Raw genomic sequence first — 16,897 nt, 5'->3', positions numbered from 1 at the left:
ATGAGCACCATCCAGGAAGGCGCCCTGCTTTGGACGCCATCGGCTGACTTCATCGCGCGCGCGCGCCTGACGCATTACCTCGACTGGCTCGCGCGCGAACGCGGGCTGCGCTTTTCGGCGACCACGCCCGAGGGCTACGCACGACTCTGGGAATGGTCGACCACTGAACTCGAGGCGTTCTGGACGTCCGTCTGGGACTACCTTGACCTGCGCGCCTCGACACCGTTCACGCAGATGCTGGGCGACCGCACCATGCCCGGCGCGCAATGGCTGGTCGGCGCGAAGCTCAATTACGTCGATCAGGTCATGCGCCATGTGGAAGAAGGCGGCAGCCCCGACCGCACCGCCATCCGATACGCCAGCGAGACCAAGCCGCTGGCCGACTTGTCATGGCGCGAACTGCGCCAACGCGTTGCCTCGCTGGCGGATGCGCTGCGCAAGATGGGCGTGGTGCCAGGCGACCGCGTCGCCGCATATCTGTCGAACACGCCGGACGCGATGGTGGCGTTTCTCGCCACGGCCAGCGTCGGGGCCATCTGGTCTGTCTGTGCGCCCGACATGGGCCAGGTGGCCGTGACCGACCGCTTCCGCCAGATCGAGCCCAAAGTGCTGATTGCGGTGGACGGCTATCACTACGGCGGCCGCGCGTTCGACCGCGCCGACGTGGTCGCAGAGATGGTCGACGCGCTGCCAACAGTCGAACACCTCGTGCTCGTGCCGCAGTTGCTTGGCGAGATCAACCGCGCACGTTTCCCAGAGGCCCACGACTGGCGCGACCTGACGGCCGACGACGTGCCGCTCGTCGTCACACCCGTTGCCGCTGACCACCCACTGTGGATTCTCTATTCGTCCGGCACCACCGGCATGCCCAAGCCGATCGTGCACGGCCACGGCGGCCTCCTGCTGGTGCAGACGATGATGGGCGCGCTACATCTCGACCTTGGCCCCGACGACGTCTACCACTGGTACAGCAGTACCGGGTGGGTCATGTGGAATTCGCAAGTGAGCGGCCTGCTGGGCGGCGTCACGCTCGCCATCTACGACGGCAACCCCGGCACGCCCGATCTCAATACGCTGTGGCGCTTCGCACAGGATGCGGGCGTGAGCTTCTTTGGCGCCGGGGCGGCGTTCTTCGCCAATTGCCTGAAGGCCGGCATCGAGCCCGGTCGCGATTTCGACTTGTCGAAGCTGCGCGCGGTTGGGTCGACGGGCTCGCCGCTCTCCGCCGAGGCGTATGACTGGATCTACCGCCACGTGAAGGCCGATGTCTGGCTCAATCCGATTTCCGGCGGCACCGATTTCGCCGGATGCTTCGTGGGCGGCGTCGCCACGCTGCCCGTCTATGCAGGTGAGATGCAATGCCGCAACCTCGGCTCGCGTGTTGAAGCCCTGGACGAGGCCGGCCAACCGCTGATCGATGCAGTGGGCGAACTGGTCTGCACGGCACCAATCCCATCGATGCCACTGTTCTTCTGGGGCGATACCGATGGCAGCCGCTACCGCGACAGCTACTTCGACATGTACCCCGGCCGGTGGCGCCACGGCGACTGGATCAAGATCACGCCACGCGGCGGCGCCATCATCTACGGCCGGTCGGATGCCACGATCAACCGCCACGGTATCCGCATGGGCACAGCCGAGCTGTACCGCGTAGTGGAAGACCTGCCGGAAGTGCTCGACAGCCTCGTCGTCGATCTCGAATTTCTCGGCCGCGAATCGTTCATGCCGCTGTTCGTCGTGCTGCGCGAAGGTGCGACGCTCGACGACACGCTGCGCAGCACGATCAACACACGCATCAAGGCGGGACTGTCAGCCCGGCATGTGCCCAACGTGATCGTGCAGGCGCCAGGCGTGCCGCGCACGCTCTCGGGCAAGAAGATGGAAGTGCCCATCAAGAAACTGCTGCTTGGCGCACCAGTCGAGCGCGTCGCCCACCCCGATGCAATGGCAAACCCGGAGGTGCTCGCGTGGTACGCGACCTACGCCGGGTCGCTGGCTCGTCAAAGCAGCGCGCACGGCGAGCCCGCGCCCGCATTGGAATCGTGGCGGAGCTAGACCGATCGTTGGTCTCTGGTTTCACAATCTCCGCCAATCGAACGATGGCAGGGGTCGGGTGTGATGACTAACGTACAGCTAGCACCGGCACATCAAGATGCCGGGCAAGTCTGCTTAACGGGGAGTCACCATGCTTGTAACGACGAACGTCCTGATCAAGACGGAGGACGGCCGCGAAGCCTTGGCCCAGCGCCGCCATGACATGCAGATGCGCCAGCGGCATCTGCTGATCCTCATTGACGGAGCCCGCACAGTCGGGCAACTGCATCAACTGCTGAGCGACTGGCCGGACCTCGACGACCTGCTGGTGGGGCTGCAACGGGCCGGCATGGTCGACGTGCTTCCCGGTATCTCGCCTGAAAACACAGCGACTGCCGCGCCTTTCGACCCCATCGCGCACTTCAATCGTCCATTGTTCGACGACCATGGCAGCCCCGGCCCTGCTGCCCTCTCTCACATCTACGACGAGCTGCCGCCGTTGACGGGCATGACGCTTGGTCTGCAAGCGGTGGCGGCGCCGATCGACGAGCCCGCCGCCAATGACGCCAGCAAGCCGCACACGGCGCCGGTCCAGGTCATTTCTGCGCCACAGCCTGCCGTGCCACCGGAGTTGGCCGACGTGTTGCCCAACGTGGTCAAGGTCGAGCTGATGCGTTTGGCCGTGCAGCACTTCGGCTCTGCGGCAGGTGCCGCCATGCCGCTGCTGCGAGCCTGCAAGGAAGACCCGCAATCGCTGTGCGACGTGGTTGCCGCATGCGCGAAGGCTGCAGCCCCCCTGGCGGGCGAACACGCCGCCGCGAAGTTCGTGGATGCGGCCATGCAGGCGATGGCGTCGCGGCGCTAGGCAACAGCACCGGTAACACGTCGTGCGGCTTGTCCGCGCGTCGACGCCGACGGCGGCTATGAGAGGACCCCCGCGGCGTAGGCAGCGTGTTGGTTGCGGGGGATCAAGGCGAGATCATCAAGATCATTCAGGCCAGCGTAGAGGCCATGTCCGCGGCCACGGCGGCAAGCGCGCCGGCCACCCGGTCGATCTGCTCCGAAGCGAGCCCTGCAATATTGATCCGGCCGCTCTGCGTGCCATAGATGGCGTGATGTGCGCGCAAACGCTCCATGGCATCGGCATCCCACGGCAACGTGGAAAACATGCCCTTGTGCCGTGACAGATTCTGTAGCGCAACGGGGGCGCCCAGACTGGCCAGTGCGTCATCAAGGCGACGCCGGTTGCCAGCGATGCGCTGACGCATATGTTCGAGTTCGTCACGCCAGGACGCCCTCAGTGCGACATCGCCAAGAATGGCAGCCGCGATCGCCGCGCCGTGGTCCGGCGGCATCGAATAGTTGCTGCGTGTGATGCGCTCCAGCACGCCGCCAACCGGCTGCAGCGCCACCCTGTTCTTGCCGAGTACCATCGCCGCCCCGGTGCGTTCGCAGTACAGGCCCATGCTCTTTGAGCAGCTTGCCGCCACCAGCACCGTATCGAGCGCATCGACAAGCAACCGCAGGCCTGTGGTGTCCTGCTCCAAACCATCGGCCAGACCCAGGTACGCCATGTCGACCAGCGGGATCAAGCCCCGCTGCGCGCACTGCTCCGCCACGGTTTGCCAGACCCCGACGCCCATGTCGATGCCAGTCGGGTTGTGGCAGCAGCCGTGCAGCAGCACGATATCGCCCGCACGCGCAGCCCACAGGTCTGCGAACATGGCGTCCGCGTCGAGCACCCCGCCTTCCGCGCGCCAGCGGTAGCGGTCTACCGCAAGCCCCGCCGCTCGCATGATGGGCACGTGGTTGACGTAGCCTGGGTCGGACACCCAGACGCGAGCACCGGGCGAAGCCACGGCGATGAAGTCGGCGAGCAATCGGAGCGCGCCGGTCCCGCCCACGGTCTGCATCGTGTGCTGGCGTGCCAGCCGCCCCGCGTCGTTGCCAAGCAGCAGCGTCGCCAACCCGGCATTGAAGTCGGCGTTGCCTGCCAATCCGCGGTATGCCTTGGAAGCGCCGGCGGCAGCCAGACGCTCCTCGACGGCCTTCACTGCGGCCATGACCGGTGTCTGCCCGGTTTCATCGCGATAGACACCCACGACAAGATCGACCTTGTCCGGTCGGGGGTCCGCACGGAAAGCGGCGGTCAGGCCCCACAGCGGATCCGGGGCAACGGTGGCGAGGCTTGCTAGCATGGGGTGGGTTTCCGGAAGAGCGATGCGACGGTCTACGCGCGGTTTGCGAGGATCACGCCAGCGGTGATCACGGCAATGCCGCAGGCAACAGCCAGGGTGAGCGATTCACCGAGCAAGGGCACCGCCCCCAGGCAAGCCAGCGCGGGCGCCAGCGAGCCGATGGCGGAACAGCGCGGCGTATCCAGATGACGAATCGCCAGCGCATAAGACAGGCTTGAAATCACGCCAACCCCCAAGCCCTGGGCCAGCAGGAAAGGCATGGCGTTGGCCACGGTGAACTGCCCGACATGGCTGTCAACCACGCCCAGGCTCACCAGCAGCGCGGTCAACAAAAAGGACGGCACGCTCAACAGCAATGCGCAACCGATGGCATCGAGCCCTGCCCGGCGCAGCCCCAGCGTGTAGCTGCCCCAGAGCAGACTCGCCAGCAGCAGCAATCCGGCGCCGCCGACAAACGCGCCATGCGATACATGCGATTGCGATACCAGCAGGAGCAGCACGCCAGCGAGAATGAGCGCGATGGCGCGCCCGCGTGCCGCCGTCATGCGTTGGCGATCCACCACATACGCGATCAGCGCCACCGACAGCGGCGTCGTACCGGCAATCAATGAGGCCACGTGGGCGGCCGAGGTCACCTTGCCGCCTGCCGAAGCCATGAAAAAGAACGGCACGCCGCCGCCCATCAGGATCATCAGCGCGCTGAGCGGCTTCACCCGCCGCAGCATCGCCCAGCGGGAGGGCAGGAACGGCACCAGCAGCAAGGTCGGCAGGCCGAACCGGATGAGCGCCACATCGGCAGGCGCCAGCGGCGACGCGCCAATCGCCCGGATCGACAGGGCGAACCCGGCCCAGATCAAAACCGTCAGCACCATCGCCGCATACCCGATCAGCGGATTGGCCTCGAAGGCATTTCGCCCAGACTGCGCGCCCACGCCCACCGTCAATGTCGAACCACGCATGCCGCCCCACCCTTGCTTTTCAGAATGGAAACAGAATGCCTCAGTACAAAAAGTAGTATCTTGCTATTTCCGCTAATGCCGCCTTTTGATTTGGCAGAAGCTGCCATTCTTGGAAAATCGCATGGATAAGAAAGACAGGCAGATCATTGCCGCCCTTCAGAAAGAAGGCCGCTTGACCAACCAGGAGCTGTCGGAGCGTGTGAACCTGTCGCCCTCACCCTGCCTGCGCCGGCTGCGGTTGCTGGAAGACGCTGGCATCATCCGCGGCTACACGGCCATCGTTGATGAAGAGGCATATGGGCTGCCGGTGACGGCATTCGTGCATATTCGTCTGCAACAACACTCTCGCGAGGTCGTCTCGACGTTCGAGAACCGCATCCGCGCCATCGACGCGATCCTTGATTGCTATGTGCTGACTGGCGAGGCGGATTACCTGCTGCGTGTGCTGGTGGAAAGCCTGCAAGACTACGAGCAGTTCGTGCGCGGGCAATTGCATGCCATTCCCGGCATCGCCGCCATCGACACGAGCTTTGCGTATGGCGTGGTCAAGCGCTCGACGGTGTTTCCGGCCTGGGATGAGAACAAGCGGAGTGCGGTGCGGCGGCGTGGAAATGCCTCAGCGCGGTAGTTCGATCGCCGCCCGTCGTCTCATTACCCGGCAACGGGATCGCACAAGACGAGATAGCGATGGAGCGGATTGGCGAGCACCCGACCGCGCCAGCGTTTGAAGCGCACGCTCACTCTCATCGCTCAAGAAACGCGCAGGCGAACCGATACTACCGCTGCATCAGGCAACGCCGCTGCTCCGCCTGCGGCGAGACAAGCATCACCCCTAACGAGTGGACCGATCCATGGAACGAAAGAAGCCCGCCCCCTGCCCCGACAACAATTTTGTCGAAGAGGCCATCTTCTCTCTGGTCGCGAGGCAGGTGGGGGATGGGAATCGCGATGCATTCCGGTTTGGCGGATTGCTGCGGTACGTCAATCGCCGCGCGCTGGCCAAGCTCATTTGTCATTACGAGATCTACAAGCAGGTCAATGACTTGCCCGGCCACATCGTCGAGTTCGGCGTCTTCAAGGGTGAATCACTGCTCCGCTTCGCCCAGTTTTCTGAAATCTTTGCGCCTTACGACCGCAGCTTCGATGTCATCGGATTCGATAACTTTTCCGGTTTTCCTGATTTTCATGAGAAGGACGGTGCGCGGAAGGCCATCAACGATAAGGTCGAAGGCGGATGGTCCTCTGCGCAGTACCGTGAAGAGCTGTATGACCTGATCAATGTCTTCGATCATGATCGGTTCGCGCCTCACAAGCCTCGAATCAGGATCATTGAAGGTGACATCCGGCAGACCGTTCCGCAGTACGCGAGCGAAAATCCCGGTACCAAGATCAAGCTGCTCCATCTCGATGCCGATCTGTACGAGCCGACCAAGGTGGGACTGGAGTGTCTCTGGGATCGGCTCGTGAAAGGCGGCATCCTGCTGCTCGACGAATACGGGTTCGATGTGTTTCCAGGTGAAGCGTCCGCAGTGGACGAGTTCTTCCGCGCACGCGGCATTGCTCCAAGGATCCAGAAGTTCCCGTTCTCGGACAATCCGGGCGGCTATATCGTCAAGGAAACCTACTGATTTGCACGCATGAAAGAAACCATGCGCCAAACCACGACGACGGGCTCGCTTGCCGAAGAGGGCTGGGAAAAGATCGTTTTCTCCGAAGCGCTCAAGAGCGACGTTGAGGCACTGTTCTTCGACGTGTGCAACTACCTCTTGGTGCTGGTGAAGGACGACTCACGGTTCGACGAGTCGGCCCAGCGACGGCTGCGAGAAGCCGTCAAGGACCGGGATGCCGTCGCCGCCGAGCGCCATCTTCAAACGATCACCCTGGAACTGAATGCCAAGGATCGGAAGCTTCTGGGCAAGCTCTACGATCTGGGCACCCGGCCGATGCGGCTCATGTCGGGCATGCGCCTATTCTTCAACCCGCAGATTCAGCAGATCGTCGAACGATTCTTTGACCATTCGGAAGCGCCCTCCATTTTGGTCCGCCCCTTCAACGGCGAAACGCTGCATGTGTTTCCGCCCGGCGAGGAGAACTACCGATACAACCTGCCGGTGCATCAGGATTTCCCGTACTTGCTGCAAAGCGAGAAGCAGCTCACTTTCTGGCTGAACCTGACCGACAATTTGAACGGCGAAGCCGGAGGCGTCCGGATCTATCCGCGCACGCACAAGCTTGGGCTGCCGAAGACCACCAAGAACGCGTTCGGGCATTACGAGGTTGCGATCGAGCACTATCCCGACTTCGATCAGAACGATCACGTGGAATCAGCGTCCGGAATGTTCGAGCTTTACGCGATTGATTCCCTGACCTGGCACAGTTCCGTGCCGAGCATTTCCAAGGACAGCACGCGTCTGACCTATATCTTTCGCGTGTCGGATATTGGTACGCCCGATCGCATCCCTTATGGAGCCGACAGATCGCACCCTCAGGGCAAGCGTTTCGAGGATCTGTATCCCGAGCTATACATCGAACCGGCAACGCGGTAGCCGAGCGATGCACGACCCGTCATCAGAGCAGCCAGCCAAGGGCGCGCGCAAAATGACTTCAATGCCACTTTTCATGCCGCCCTTCGCCCTCGCGGCTTGCCGAACCGCCGCAACCCCGCATAAAATGTGGGGCTACGCGGGCGTCGTATAATGGTAATACCCTAGCTTATACGGGATTATCAAACCTGCTGTTCATGCGGGGTTTCATCGCATTATTTCGCGGATTGATTTTTTAGCCACGTAGTCTGCGAGTTTTGGAGCGATGCCAGTCCTCACCCCAGCAGATATCAATAAAAGCTATTGATATACCTCATGGCAATTTCCCGCAAATCCGCATTCGTCCCCCAGCCGCCTGATACGCCGGTATCGGAGCTTGCCCTGCGTGTACTCGTTGAGTTTGCAGATGGGGATGCGCATGTCATCGGCACAGCAACCCTGATTGCAACGCACCTCGCTCTTACCGCGCAACACGTGGTAGACGACATCCTGACAAGATTCGGACATGGTGAGTTGAAGGACAATGCTGCGGATGTCACTGAGTATTCCATCCGTCTCTATCAGGTCCTTCCAGGCGGGCACTACGCTATTTGGAATGTTTACACTGCCTGGAAGTGTCCCGGCTCCGATCTCGCGCTGCTACATCTAGGTCTCTTCGGTCAAAGCGATCCGAACACGCCAATCAACTGGCGAACTCCACCACTCATTTTTACGGCTCCGCCCGTCGGCACTCCAATTGCGGCCTTCGGCTACCACAGCTCTGTTGTCGCAACTCGCCCCGCTGACGAGGGCGGCTATCATATGGAGTTGAAGGACAAGCCAACTACGTCAACAGGCGTCATCGAAGAGATACTGCCAAACGGGCAACCGAGCGGGAACTTCACTTTCCCATGCTATCGCGTTGCAGCTCGATTTGACGGAGGGATGAGCGGCGGCCCCGTGTTCGACGAGCGAGGAAGGCTATGCGGCATCATCTCAGGTTCACTATTTCCAGGTGACGACGAGGAAGAACCGATCAGCTACGTGTGTATGCTATGGCCCATCCTGCCACTGGGAATTTCTGTGAACCGTGGTCCCTCCCATGCAAAGAACGTCAAGTACCCAGTAGCTCATCTGGTACGGGATCGCATTATTCATACGTGCGAAAGCAGCTTCAACGGCATCGATCCACGTCTCTTAATAACGTGGTATTGCCTGCCTGAAGTGCCAATCTGAGCCATCCGATATAAGGCTCCGTTTATTTCTTGGCTTTTTTCATATGCTGCACATTGCAGTACCGATAACCACAGGTACGCGGCCAACTCTCATCTCGCCAACATAGTTGCTCAGAAGCAGTCAAGAAGAAGACTCCGCGCAGGAGTCTTCTTCTTTTGTGACCCAAATTTTCCGTCACACCTTCGACTTGCCTTCCAGTTTGGTGGTTTCTAGTTCCGATAACGCACTAGCCTGAACGACCGTGGTCTCCGCTAGGTAACGTTTGAACGCTTGACGCTTTTAAACTTCGCTGCCGTTGTGTTGTCATAGACGATAGGATCTATCAAATTCATCCGATGCCTTGGATCGATCTGAAATACCCTCTTAAAATCTTCTGGCCCCAAAATCTCCAGGCAGCCTTGCAGGAATTCGTCCACTCTAGAATTTATTGATTCGGCAGTTGGGATCGTTTTTTTTGACCTCACCTCGACAGTCGCTGCAACATACGCCTTACGGCGTTTTAAGAGCTTCTTGAGCTTCGCTTCCTTGCTCTTCCCGGCAAGCACTGCGCGCGCATGAGCTTCAAAGCTGTCAGCTTCTGTCTTTGGGTGACTATAGGCCAAGTCCATGGTGACTGGCTGTGGCCCACCATCTCTATGCTTGATCCAAGCATCTTCGTTTAGCCCATATTGCCCAAACAGCGCGTGGCTTACATGGTATCCACGTGCGAGCTCAACGGTCTGAGGCTGTTGATTCACCGAGCCCGTAGACCAAAGAATCTGATTGGCGAGTTGGTGGCACACGCCATCAATCCCATAAAGGAAAATAGTCCCCTGGGCATCCCGAAATTCTCGGGAATCCTTGTTTGGTTTGCACAAGTAGAGGGCTGTTTTGAGGTTCGCCGCCCCTTGAGCAATTGACGCTGTACCACCCGGGTGAAACGAACCCCATGAATACCAGTAGTTGCTCGAAGCCTCGATGACATCATCAATTGTCTGGTACGGGGTAACACGGTTGTCGTATGAGGTCACCCACGTATGGTCAACTATTGAATCTTGGAAAAACGCCGGCGTTGTCCAAGCATACAGTTTTACAGACAGCATACGTCCCCCTCGCACACAAATTACATTGATGCGACGTCTTCGGAAAAACCCAGCATAGCAGGGAGACCGGCTTATGACATCAACATTTCAATGGACAGCATTATCCAATACCGACTAAGCAGATACCCGGTAATTCAATTTAGGTAGTACTGGAGCCACACTTCAAATCATCCCCGCATATTCTTCTGCTCAGTCAATTTCTCGTACAAAGATGGACAATAGACCCAGTAGTAAGTCTCAGTCCTAAAGAATCGATAGAGGAACATGAACAACAAACCAGCTATTGGCACCCATACGTACAAAGGCGATCCAAAGTATCTCGCGAACACCACAGAGATAGCACTTCCCTGAGAAAAACTCAAGTAATAGTTCCAGCACAACATGGATAAACAATAGAAAGCAAAGAGAGCGAACTTCGTCAGCTTATCTCTATGATCACTTATTTCCTCTTCATATCTTGCATACAGGGCTAAGAAATACGATTCCTTCGTCGCATGAGCCTCTACCCTAAGCTCATTGAGGCTCACATTGTTGAACGGCCGCCTGTAGCTATCGTCCTCGCGACCAAGCAACCTCCTCAAATACATGCCCAGTGAAACTTGGGCACTCCCAAACATGGCGATGTAAACCTCATCAACAAACGCCGCGACCAACGGCAACGCTATTGACGTAAGGAAAGAAAACCCCACTAGTATGAGTATGATCTTAATAGCAAGATTTGACTTTGCCATCAAATCATAGCTTCCGGCAATTTCAAATATCCCAGGCTGATGAAGGCTCAAAAATACATTATCAACCAAGAGCACGAATGCCGATGAGAGCAGGAAAAATCGAACCTCGGTAGCAGCCTGAAGAGTGGAAAATACCCCAAGCCCCTTTACAGCCCCTTCGCTTGAATCGCTCAACTCATTCCTCCAACGGTTTTTCAACCACGTTCACATCACACGTGTGGAACTTATACGGATGAAAAATACGGAACTTAATACCCCACACGCGCAGGGAAGTCGAGCAGACCAGTAACAACCACGCTGATGGGATTTTTCACGGGTTGCGTTACCAACCATCAGAAAAATAGCGCCGGAAGAAGCCATATAACCGTATCCTTGAGCCGATTATTGGCATATGCTGCGCGTTGCAGTACCGCAAACCCCAGGGAAACCATGGCTACTTATAAAGAACTACTCGCTCAGAAGCAGAAGCTGGAAGAACAGCTTGAGGGCGCCCGCCTCAAAGAGCTTGAGCAGGTCATTGCTCAGGTTAAACAGATCGTGGCCGACTACGGGCTGACGGCAGAAGACATTGGACTGTCGTCCAAAAACAAAGCGAAGGCTCGCCGCACCGTTGCGCCGAAATACCAAGACCCGAAGACCGGCGCTACTTGGACGGGTCGCGGTCGTGCACCCACGTGGATCGCAGGCAAGAACTATGAGCGTTTCCTGATCGCCTAGTCCCCAAAGACGTTCGACAAAGCCCGCTTCGGCGGGCTTTTCCCTTGCTTCCTCACGGCGTCGAACGCAGTGGAACGCGAGCGGAGCGCCACACGTGCTCGCGAACGCTACCGGAGATACCGGCCTGCGTCGAAACGTCCGTGAACCCTCTCAATGCGAATTGGAGCCCCAAAGAGCACCCTGCATGCGTTGATCTTGGGGGGTACACCGGGCACACCTCACACACGTCCTTTGTTTACCGCGTGATCTGCATGTCGTAGGCACCCCCGCTGTCGTTGAGGCAGACGCCTGTCCCCTGCTGCGTCCAACCACTGAAGCTGAACACACATCGCAGGTTGTGCTGGCCGTCAGCGGATTGCGCGAGGACGTTGCCGTTACCAACGGCGCTCACACCGATGGCGCTGCCGGTAGCCGGTTGCCCGCCGCCGAAGGCCGTGCCCAGGGAGAATGAGCCGCCCTGCACGTACACGTAGTGTCCGACGTATGTTTCGCCATCCAGGGCGATGGATACCGACTTGTCTATCTGCTTGGCCGTGCCGTGGGCTATCGGCCCCGCTCCACGTGGCATCAGCGACAGATCGTAGACAGCGCACCCTTGAAGGGCAAGGGTTGCGCAGCAGAGGAACCACTTCTTCATGAGCTGCCCCCCCCCCGGACTCAGTTAGCGGCGCTGTCCGGTGCGGATTTCTTCGGCAATCCGCTCGACCACGGCGTTCTTGGCTTTCCAATCGGCGTCGGCCGCATCAAGTTCACGCAGATCGGCATCCGCTGGCTCGCCATTGCCGTGCGGAGCGAATTGCCTGGTCACGGTCATGAAGGCTCGGTGTCGGCGCTCGAATGCCAAGCGTTCGTCTTCGATGGCCCTCTGCTCCTCGGCCCGTTGCTCCGCCGCCGTCCCCATGCTCGCCCCCGGTATTGCTCGGTTATGGAATCACACTATAGGGCAGGCATCGGGAATCGCAATTTCCACCACGAGCACGCCCGAAAGCACCCTACCCGCCCCAAAAAAAATGGCCCCCCGGAGGAGCCACATGAACGACACGTCAGCGTCATCATTTCGAGGGCGTTGCGCCCTTCTTCTTAATCATCTGGTAGTACGTGCTCGCACCCGCCTTGGTCAGCTTCACGTCCTCGATGAACGCCTGAATGATGTCCTTGCGGGTGACACCCTTCACGCCGACCATTCGTTTGTAGATTTCCGTCGCCACGACCATCTTCGTCGGCGTGGCGTCAACCAAGGGCGCATCCTGCCTGCCTGCTTCCGGTTTGGCTGCTGCCTCGGGCTTCACCGCCTGCGCATTCTGGGCGTTCTCAGCCTTCGCAGCAGCCTGGCGCAACCACTCGGCATCCGGGTTCGGCTCGTCCATCTTGGCGTCGGGCTTCTTGTCCTCCGGCTTCTGGACTTCAGGCTTGGCCGCCTCCACCGTCTGCCCTTCCTGCTTCGCGGCCTCCGGCTTGGGGGCTTCCGGCTTCGGTGCTGCGCCAGCCTGCACAACAACCGCGCCCGTTTGCTTCACGGGCTCGCCCGTTGCCTTCCCTGCGTTGGCGTCTTTAGCGTTCGGGGTTGCGACTGCCTTGGCGTTGCTCATGTTCGGGACTCCTCATGTCATTGGAGTCCCCACTGTCCGGCGAACCTCCCGAGCAGACAACAGGGGCACAATCAGTCACTTTCTCGGCGCCGCCGACAGGGAATCACGGGGTAACAATGACAGTTTTCACGTCACCGCCCGATCAGCACGCGCTAACCCCTTGTTTTTACGGGGTTTTCTGAGCCAGATCATCAGCTTAACTAGGCTCGACTTGGGGAACAGCCGGGGGGTCCAACCCCCGGCGAGCAGATAACACGCCCGTATATCAAATACAAAAAATCAGTTATCTATTCAATAGCTCATAGAGGTGGGTTATCTCAGGCGACATCGGAGTTGCGGTCAACTGCCACGATGTCCTTGCCGTCCTTGATCATCAAATCCCATTCCCCCGATTCGATATTCCACGCCCCGTACGCTTCCCTCAGGCCACGGCGATAGTGGTCGCTGTACGACTGGAGCTGATCAAGACGATCAAGGTCGAGGCCGTACGTGTAGACCTTCTTCTTCCCATCCTCGTAACGCACCTTGGGCTTGCCGAACTTCAAACCAATCAGCCGAAGCAGATCACCCAACTGCGACATGGGTTTCCATTCGAAATCCTCACGCACGCTGATGCCGAGCACCAGGCCAATGTTCACGGTCTCCTCCTTCACGGCGGCGATAAACGAGTCCAGCTTCGCGCCCTCGAAACGTTCCATCGTGTTGAGAACCCCAGACTCATCAATCGCCCCGGCGACGTGGAAGAGCTTTTGCAGCAAATCGCACTTGCGGCGGTACCCCTTCATATCGACGGTCAATTTGCCCTGCTCTGCATAGTTAAACCACAACCGCTGCGTGTTCGACGCAGTGAAGAACGAGAACAACCGCACGCATTCCCGATACCGGCCGTTGCCGTCGAGCGAAACGAGTTCAGGGGTGACGTCCTTGACGCCATAGAACTGAGAGATGCGGAAACGCTGAAGCTGCCTTTGCTCATCGATCGATGCATCCAACTTGTCTTTAAGCTCCTTATACTCAGCAGCCTTGATCCGCTTTGCATGGGCAACGCCGTCGAACTCCTGCTTCTTGACGATACCGCGAGCGAGCTTGAGTTGCTCTTGCAACGGCTTCATATCCACCCCGGAAGACAACGCTTCGACGACATTCCAGCCCTCGGACTGCTTCAAGGCTATGAAGTGCTTACGCGCATTGTTGAGAGACGCGTGACGCATCGACAAGACTTCGGCGAACACGTCGAGCAACTTGCTATCCGTCTCATAGGAGGGTGCGCCCTCGGGGGTGTAACCCTTGAGCAGTTCGGGCAAAGCTCCTTTGGCAAGTAGGCTGCTGCGGATCGCATCGACTTCGTACTCGAAGAAGCGATACGCCGGCGACACCCACACGTGCTGGTCCTTCATGTTGCGAACACGGGCAAGTTGCTGATCCATATCGAAGTGGGTAGTAATCCCCACGCCGAAGAACCCGAAAACATGCGTGAACTGGTGGGCTTCCACCTGGACCGAAATATCGATGCCCGTACCCAATGCTGGCGACACGATCAGCACATCACAATCTGCGACCGCGCTACTGATCGACTTGATGAAGCCCTGAATTTCCCGCGTGCTGGAGTTCTCCGAGGTAATCAACTGAACGCGCCGTTGCAATCCAAACTGCAAGCGCAGGGTCTCGGCTATGGTTTTTGCCTCATCCTTCGAATTGCAGGCGATGTATTGCTTCCCGCCTTCGGTGACAGCGGCGAAAACACGTTCGATCAAGTCTTCCCGGCTGTAGTACATATGTAGGGTGTGGTCGTCGGACTTGCGGTAACGATTCACGTAGACATAGCTCGGCCCCTTCCCTGCCCTGAGGATGTCAGTGATATTGACCGTCAACCAGCCCAGGTCCGCGTCGCTCAACACCACGCGCTTGGCTTGCCGCACGTAGTGATGCAGTAGCAGAAAGCACGCATTGCGCTTTCCGTTCAGGGTGCTGGATGTGATGTGCGAATACACCTGCTCGCTTTCGTCAATGAGGACGACATCGAACTTGTGCCGCTGCGGGTTGAGCTTTTGCAAGCTGTCCAGACACACCGCGTAGTAGCGCTTCACAAGATCAGGGTCTTCGTGCTCCTCGATCTTGTCGAGGTAGCAATGTAGGCCGAGACGATGCGCGAGCGACTGAAGCAGAGCTTGGCGGTGCCCGATGAGCAGCACGGACAAACCCTCAGCCTTCAACTGCGCGACAAGCTGATCCAGCCACTCCGTCTTACCGGTCCCCTTGGGGCTGCGAACGAACGTCACGCCATCGCGTGCAACGGGAGCGATGATGTCCCCTGCATCGCAGTGATCCTCCGGTACGCTCGTGCTCCATCCACCCGCATCTTGCTCCGAAGCGGCTTCTTTGTTCTTCGCGGCGGACTGAAAGCTGCGCAAGTACGCCACAGCATCCCCGGTAAAGGAGATGGCTTGCGAGCCGGGTGCGGTGCTGGAGCTCTTCTTGGGCGCCAGATACCGGCTATTGCGCTCAAAGATTCCCGTCCCGTTGGTTATCTCCCAGTACTCTGCCGGCGCATCGTCATCCAGCCATTCGAACGGGTGCTCTTCGTGCGCCTGTTCACTCAGCAAGTCTTCGAACCCGCCGAAGTCGAACGACAGCAGTTCTTCGCGCTTGTGCCAAGCAGGCCAGAAGGTGCGAGCGCAGGCGCTGCAATGCACCCCGTTCTGCATACGCCGGGAGGTCACGACCATCGCACTGGCATGCTTATCCTCGTGCTTGGGGCAGAAGATGCGCGTAAGGCTCTTGAGACTCGAGAGAAATTCCACGCTTTGGTTTGCAGTGACGACAAGCTGATCTTCGTCCAAGGCGTCGGACGAGCGATTCGTGACGCGACCGCCTGCCATCGCCGCCCTCCCGTTCGAAGAGGCATCCGAGCCATCCTCGCCCAACTCGATCAGGCGTTCGACTTGTTCGATCGGCAAGGTCTTGCCAACAAAATGCACTTCGCAGCCCTCGGCCCCGAAGAACATGCGACAAGCATCGGTACAGGCGCGATCCCCATCGAACTTGCGGATAAGTCCAGTGTAGGCGGCACGCATGCGCTTTTCATCGGTGATGGGAGCCTCCATCACGAAAACAATACGGAAACGGTGAGCGTCCGGCTGATGGCTGACGGTGGTGTAGATGAAGGAGCCAAACTCCTGGAAGAACGGCGATTGCACCGCCGCATCCACCGTCGAACCCGAATCGATATCAACCGCCAGCACCTGCATGCATTGGAAGTTGGCGGACTTACGCGAACTACGGTGTTGAGCGCAGAAGGCGTAGCCCGAACGGATGCTTTCGATCAGCTCCGTAACGGTGAGATCGCAGTTTTCGAACTCCTTGGCGAGCGAAACCCAAGCGGCCTTGTCGTCGCCCCCCGGCTTGTTTTTGACGATGCTATTGACAGCGACCTTGATGCTTATGGCGTCGCCGGGTTCGGTATTAAAAGAAATCTTATAGCTCACTAGATTCTCCAGATTTAAATAATGCGAATAAAAACGGGAGAACCAGATGCTGTGCAGCAGCACATCTTTAAGCTGTACAGCGCTGGTCCAGACATCGTTAAGGCGGATAACGCAGTGAAACGAGTCTTGAACCGGCGCTATGCAAGCGGTACAACTTGGCGGAATGAATAGACGCGGACTTTCCTTGAGCCTTCTCAGGAACACGGACGACGCGGAGGAAGATTACTGCTTGGCGGGAAGGGCAAATGAAAAAAGCCATCGTTTTTTCCAATAATTTGGTTAAACCGATGGCTTCCATGTTCGGAAGCAGACAGTACCATCGGCAAGTTACCTTTGCTGAAAAT

At 58.7% G+C, this 16,897-nt stretch carries 15 protein-coding genes; 7 read left to right on the top strand and 8 right to left on the bottom strand.

All coding sequences use genetic code 11. The annotated features are described in order from the left end of the window. On the top strand, positions 1-2,055 hold the full coding sequence (locus tag N5B55_RS03225; protein ID WP_304539131.1) for an acetoacetate--CoA ligase: 2,055 nt from the start codon (positions 1-3) through the stop codon (positions 2,053-2,055). A 130-nt stretch (positions 2,056-2,185) separates the two neighbouring features. Next, positions 2,186-2,899, top strand: coding sequence for a hypothetical protein (locus N5B55_RS03220; RefSeq protein ID WP_178959704.1), 714 nt, complete (start codon positions 2,186-2,188; stop codon positions 2,897-2,899). Between the two features lie 127 nt (positions 2,900-3,026). Here N5B55_RS03220 and N5B55_RS03215 read toward each other — a convergent pair whose 3' ends face one another. Both N5B55_RS03215 and N5B55_RS03210 read right to left on the bottom strand, forming a co-directional pair. Continuing rightward, positions 3,027-4,232 carry an amino acid aminotransferase gene (locus tag N5B55_RS03215; protein ID WP_304539130.1) on the bottom strand — a complete coding sequence of 402 codons (1,206 nt, stop codon included), beginning with the start codon at positions 4,230-4,232 and terminating at the stop codon, positions 3,027-3,029. 32 nt (positions 4,233-4,264) lie between these two features. Then, complete coding sequence (locus N5B55_RS03210; protein WP_304539129.1) at positions 4,265-5,191, bottom strand: DMT family transporter; 927 nt, start codon at positions 5,189-5,191, stop codon at positions 4,265-4,267. Positions 5,192-5,312: 121 nt separating this feature from the next. Here N5B55_RS03210 and N5B55_RS03205 point away from each other — a divergent pair, with 121 nt between their 5' ends. The 4 genes from N5B55_RS03205 to N5B55_RS03190 all read left to right on the top strand — a co-directional run bounded on the left by N5B55_RS03205 (position 5,313) and on the right by N5B55_RS03190 (position 8,949). Continuing rightward, complete coding sequence (locus tag N5B55_RS03205; RefSeq protein WP_154206493.1) at positions 5,313-5,819, top strand: Lrp/AsnC family transcriptional regulator; 507 nt, start codon at positions 5,313-5,315, stop codon at positions 5,817-5,819. A gap of 223 nt (positions 5,820-6,042) precedes the next feature. Further along, positions 6,043-6,819: a TylF/MycF/NovP-related O-methyltransferase gene (locus tag N5B55_RS03200; RefSeq protein ID WP_154206492.1), complete on the top strand. Its 777-nt coding sequence runs from the start codon at positions 6,043-6,045 to the stop codon at positions 6,817-6,819. A gap of 9 nt (positions 6,820-6,828) precedes the next feature. After that, on the top strand, positions 6,829-7,737 hold the full coding sequence (locus N5B55_RS03195; RefSeq protein ID WP_304539128.1) for a phytanoyl-CoA dioxygenase family protein: 909 nt from the start codon (positions 6,829-6,831) through the stop codon (positions 7,735-7,737). Between the two features lie 312 nt (positions 7,738-8,049). Then, positions 8,050-8,949 carry a S1 family peptidase gene (locus N5B55_RS03190; protein ID WP_304539127.1) on the top strand — a complete coding sequence of 300 codons (900 nt, stop codon included), beginning with the start codon at positions 8,050-8,052 and terminating at the stop codon, positions 8,947-8,949. Positions 8,950-9,200: 251 nt separating this feature from the next. On the opposite strand, the gene N5B55_RS03185 is transcribed toward N5B55_RS03190, so the two are convergent. Together N5B55_RS03185 and N5B55_RS03180 are read right to left on the bottom strand one after the other, a co-directional pair. Beyond that, a complete protein-coding gene (locus N5B55_RS03185) occupies positions 9,201-10,031 on the bottom strand; it encodes a hypothetical protein (RefSeq protein ID WP_304539126.1) in 831 nt (276 codons plus the stop codon). A gap of 167 nt (positions 10,032-10,198) precedes the next feature. Further along, the gene (locus N5B55_RS03180) at positions 10,199-10,936 is read right to left on the bottom strand and encodes a hypothetical protein (protein ID WP_304539125.1); all 738 of its coding nucleotides are present in this window, start codon (positions 10,934-10,936) and stop codon (positions 10,199-10,201) included. Positions 10,937-11,191: 255 nt separating this feature from the next. Between N5B55_RS03180 and N5B55_RS03175 the strand changes: the two genes are divergently transcribed. Then, positions 11,192-11,479: an H-NS histone family protein gene (locus N5B55_RS03175; RefSeq protein WP_304539124.1), complete on the top strand. Its 288-nt coding sequence runs from the start codon at positions 11,192-11,194 to the stop codon at positions 11,477-11,479. A gap of 235 nt (positions 11,480-11,714) precedes the next feature. Here N5B55_RS03175 and N5B55_RS03170 read toward each other — a convergent pair whose 3' ends face one another. The 4 genes from N5B55_RS03170 to N5B55_RS03155 form a co-directional block, all read right to left on the bottom strand. Next, positions 11,715-12,116 (bottom strand): hypothetical protein, encoded by a 402-nt coding sequence (locus N5B55_RS03170; RefSeq protein ID WP_304539123.1) that lies wholly within the window; start codon positions 12,114-12,116, stop codon positions 11,715-11,717. 24 nt (positions 12,117-12,140) lie between these two features. Further along, positions 12,141-12,293, bottom strand: a complete 153-nt coding sequence (locus N5B55_RS03165) for a hypothetical protein (RefSeq protein ID WP_304539122.1) — start codon at positions 12,291-12,293, stop codon at positions 12,141-12,143. Between the two features lie 238 nt (positions 12,294-12,531). Then, positions 12,532-12,846: a hypothetical protein gene (locus tag N5B55_RS03160; RefSeq protein WP_369812424.1), complete on the bottom strand. Its 315-nt coding sequence runs from the start codon at positions 12,844-12,846 to the stop codon at positions 12,532-12,534. A 539-nt stretch (positions 12,847-13,385) separates the two neighbouring features. Continuing rightward, positions 13,386-16,553, bottom strand: a complete 3,168-nt coding sequence (locus N5B55_RS03155; RefSeq protein ID WP_304539121.1) for a plasmid replication protein, CyRepA1 family — start codon at positions 16,551-16,553, stop codon at positions 13,386-13,388. Positions 16,554-16,897: the final 344 nt, after the last annotated feature.

It is taken from the genome of Ralstonia pickettii, assembly GCF_030582395.1.
Lineage (GTDB): Bacteria > Pseudomonadota > Gammaproteobacteria > Burkholderiales > Burkholderiaceae > Ralstonia > Ralstonia pickettii_D.
This window is presented reverse-complemented; position numbering and strand designations above follow the sequence as displayed.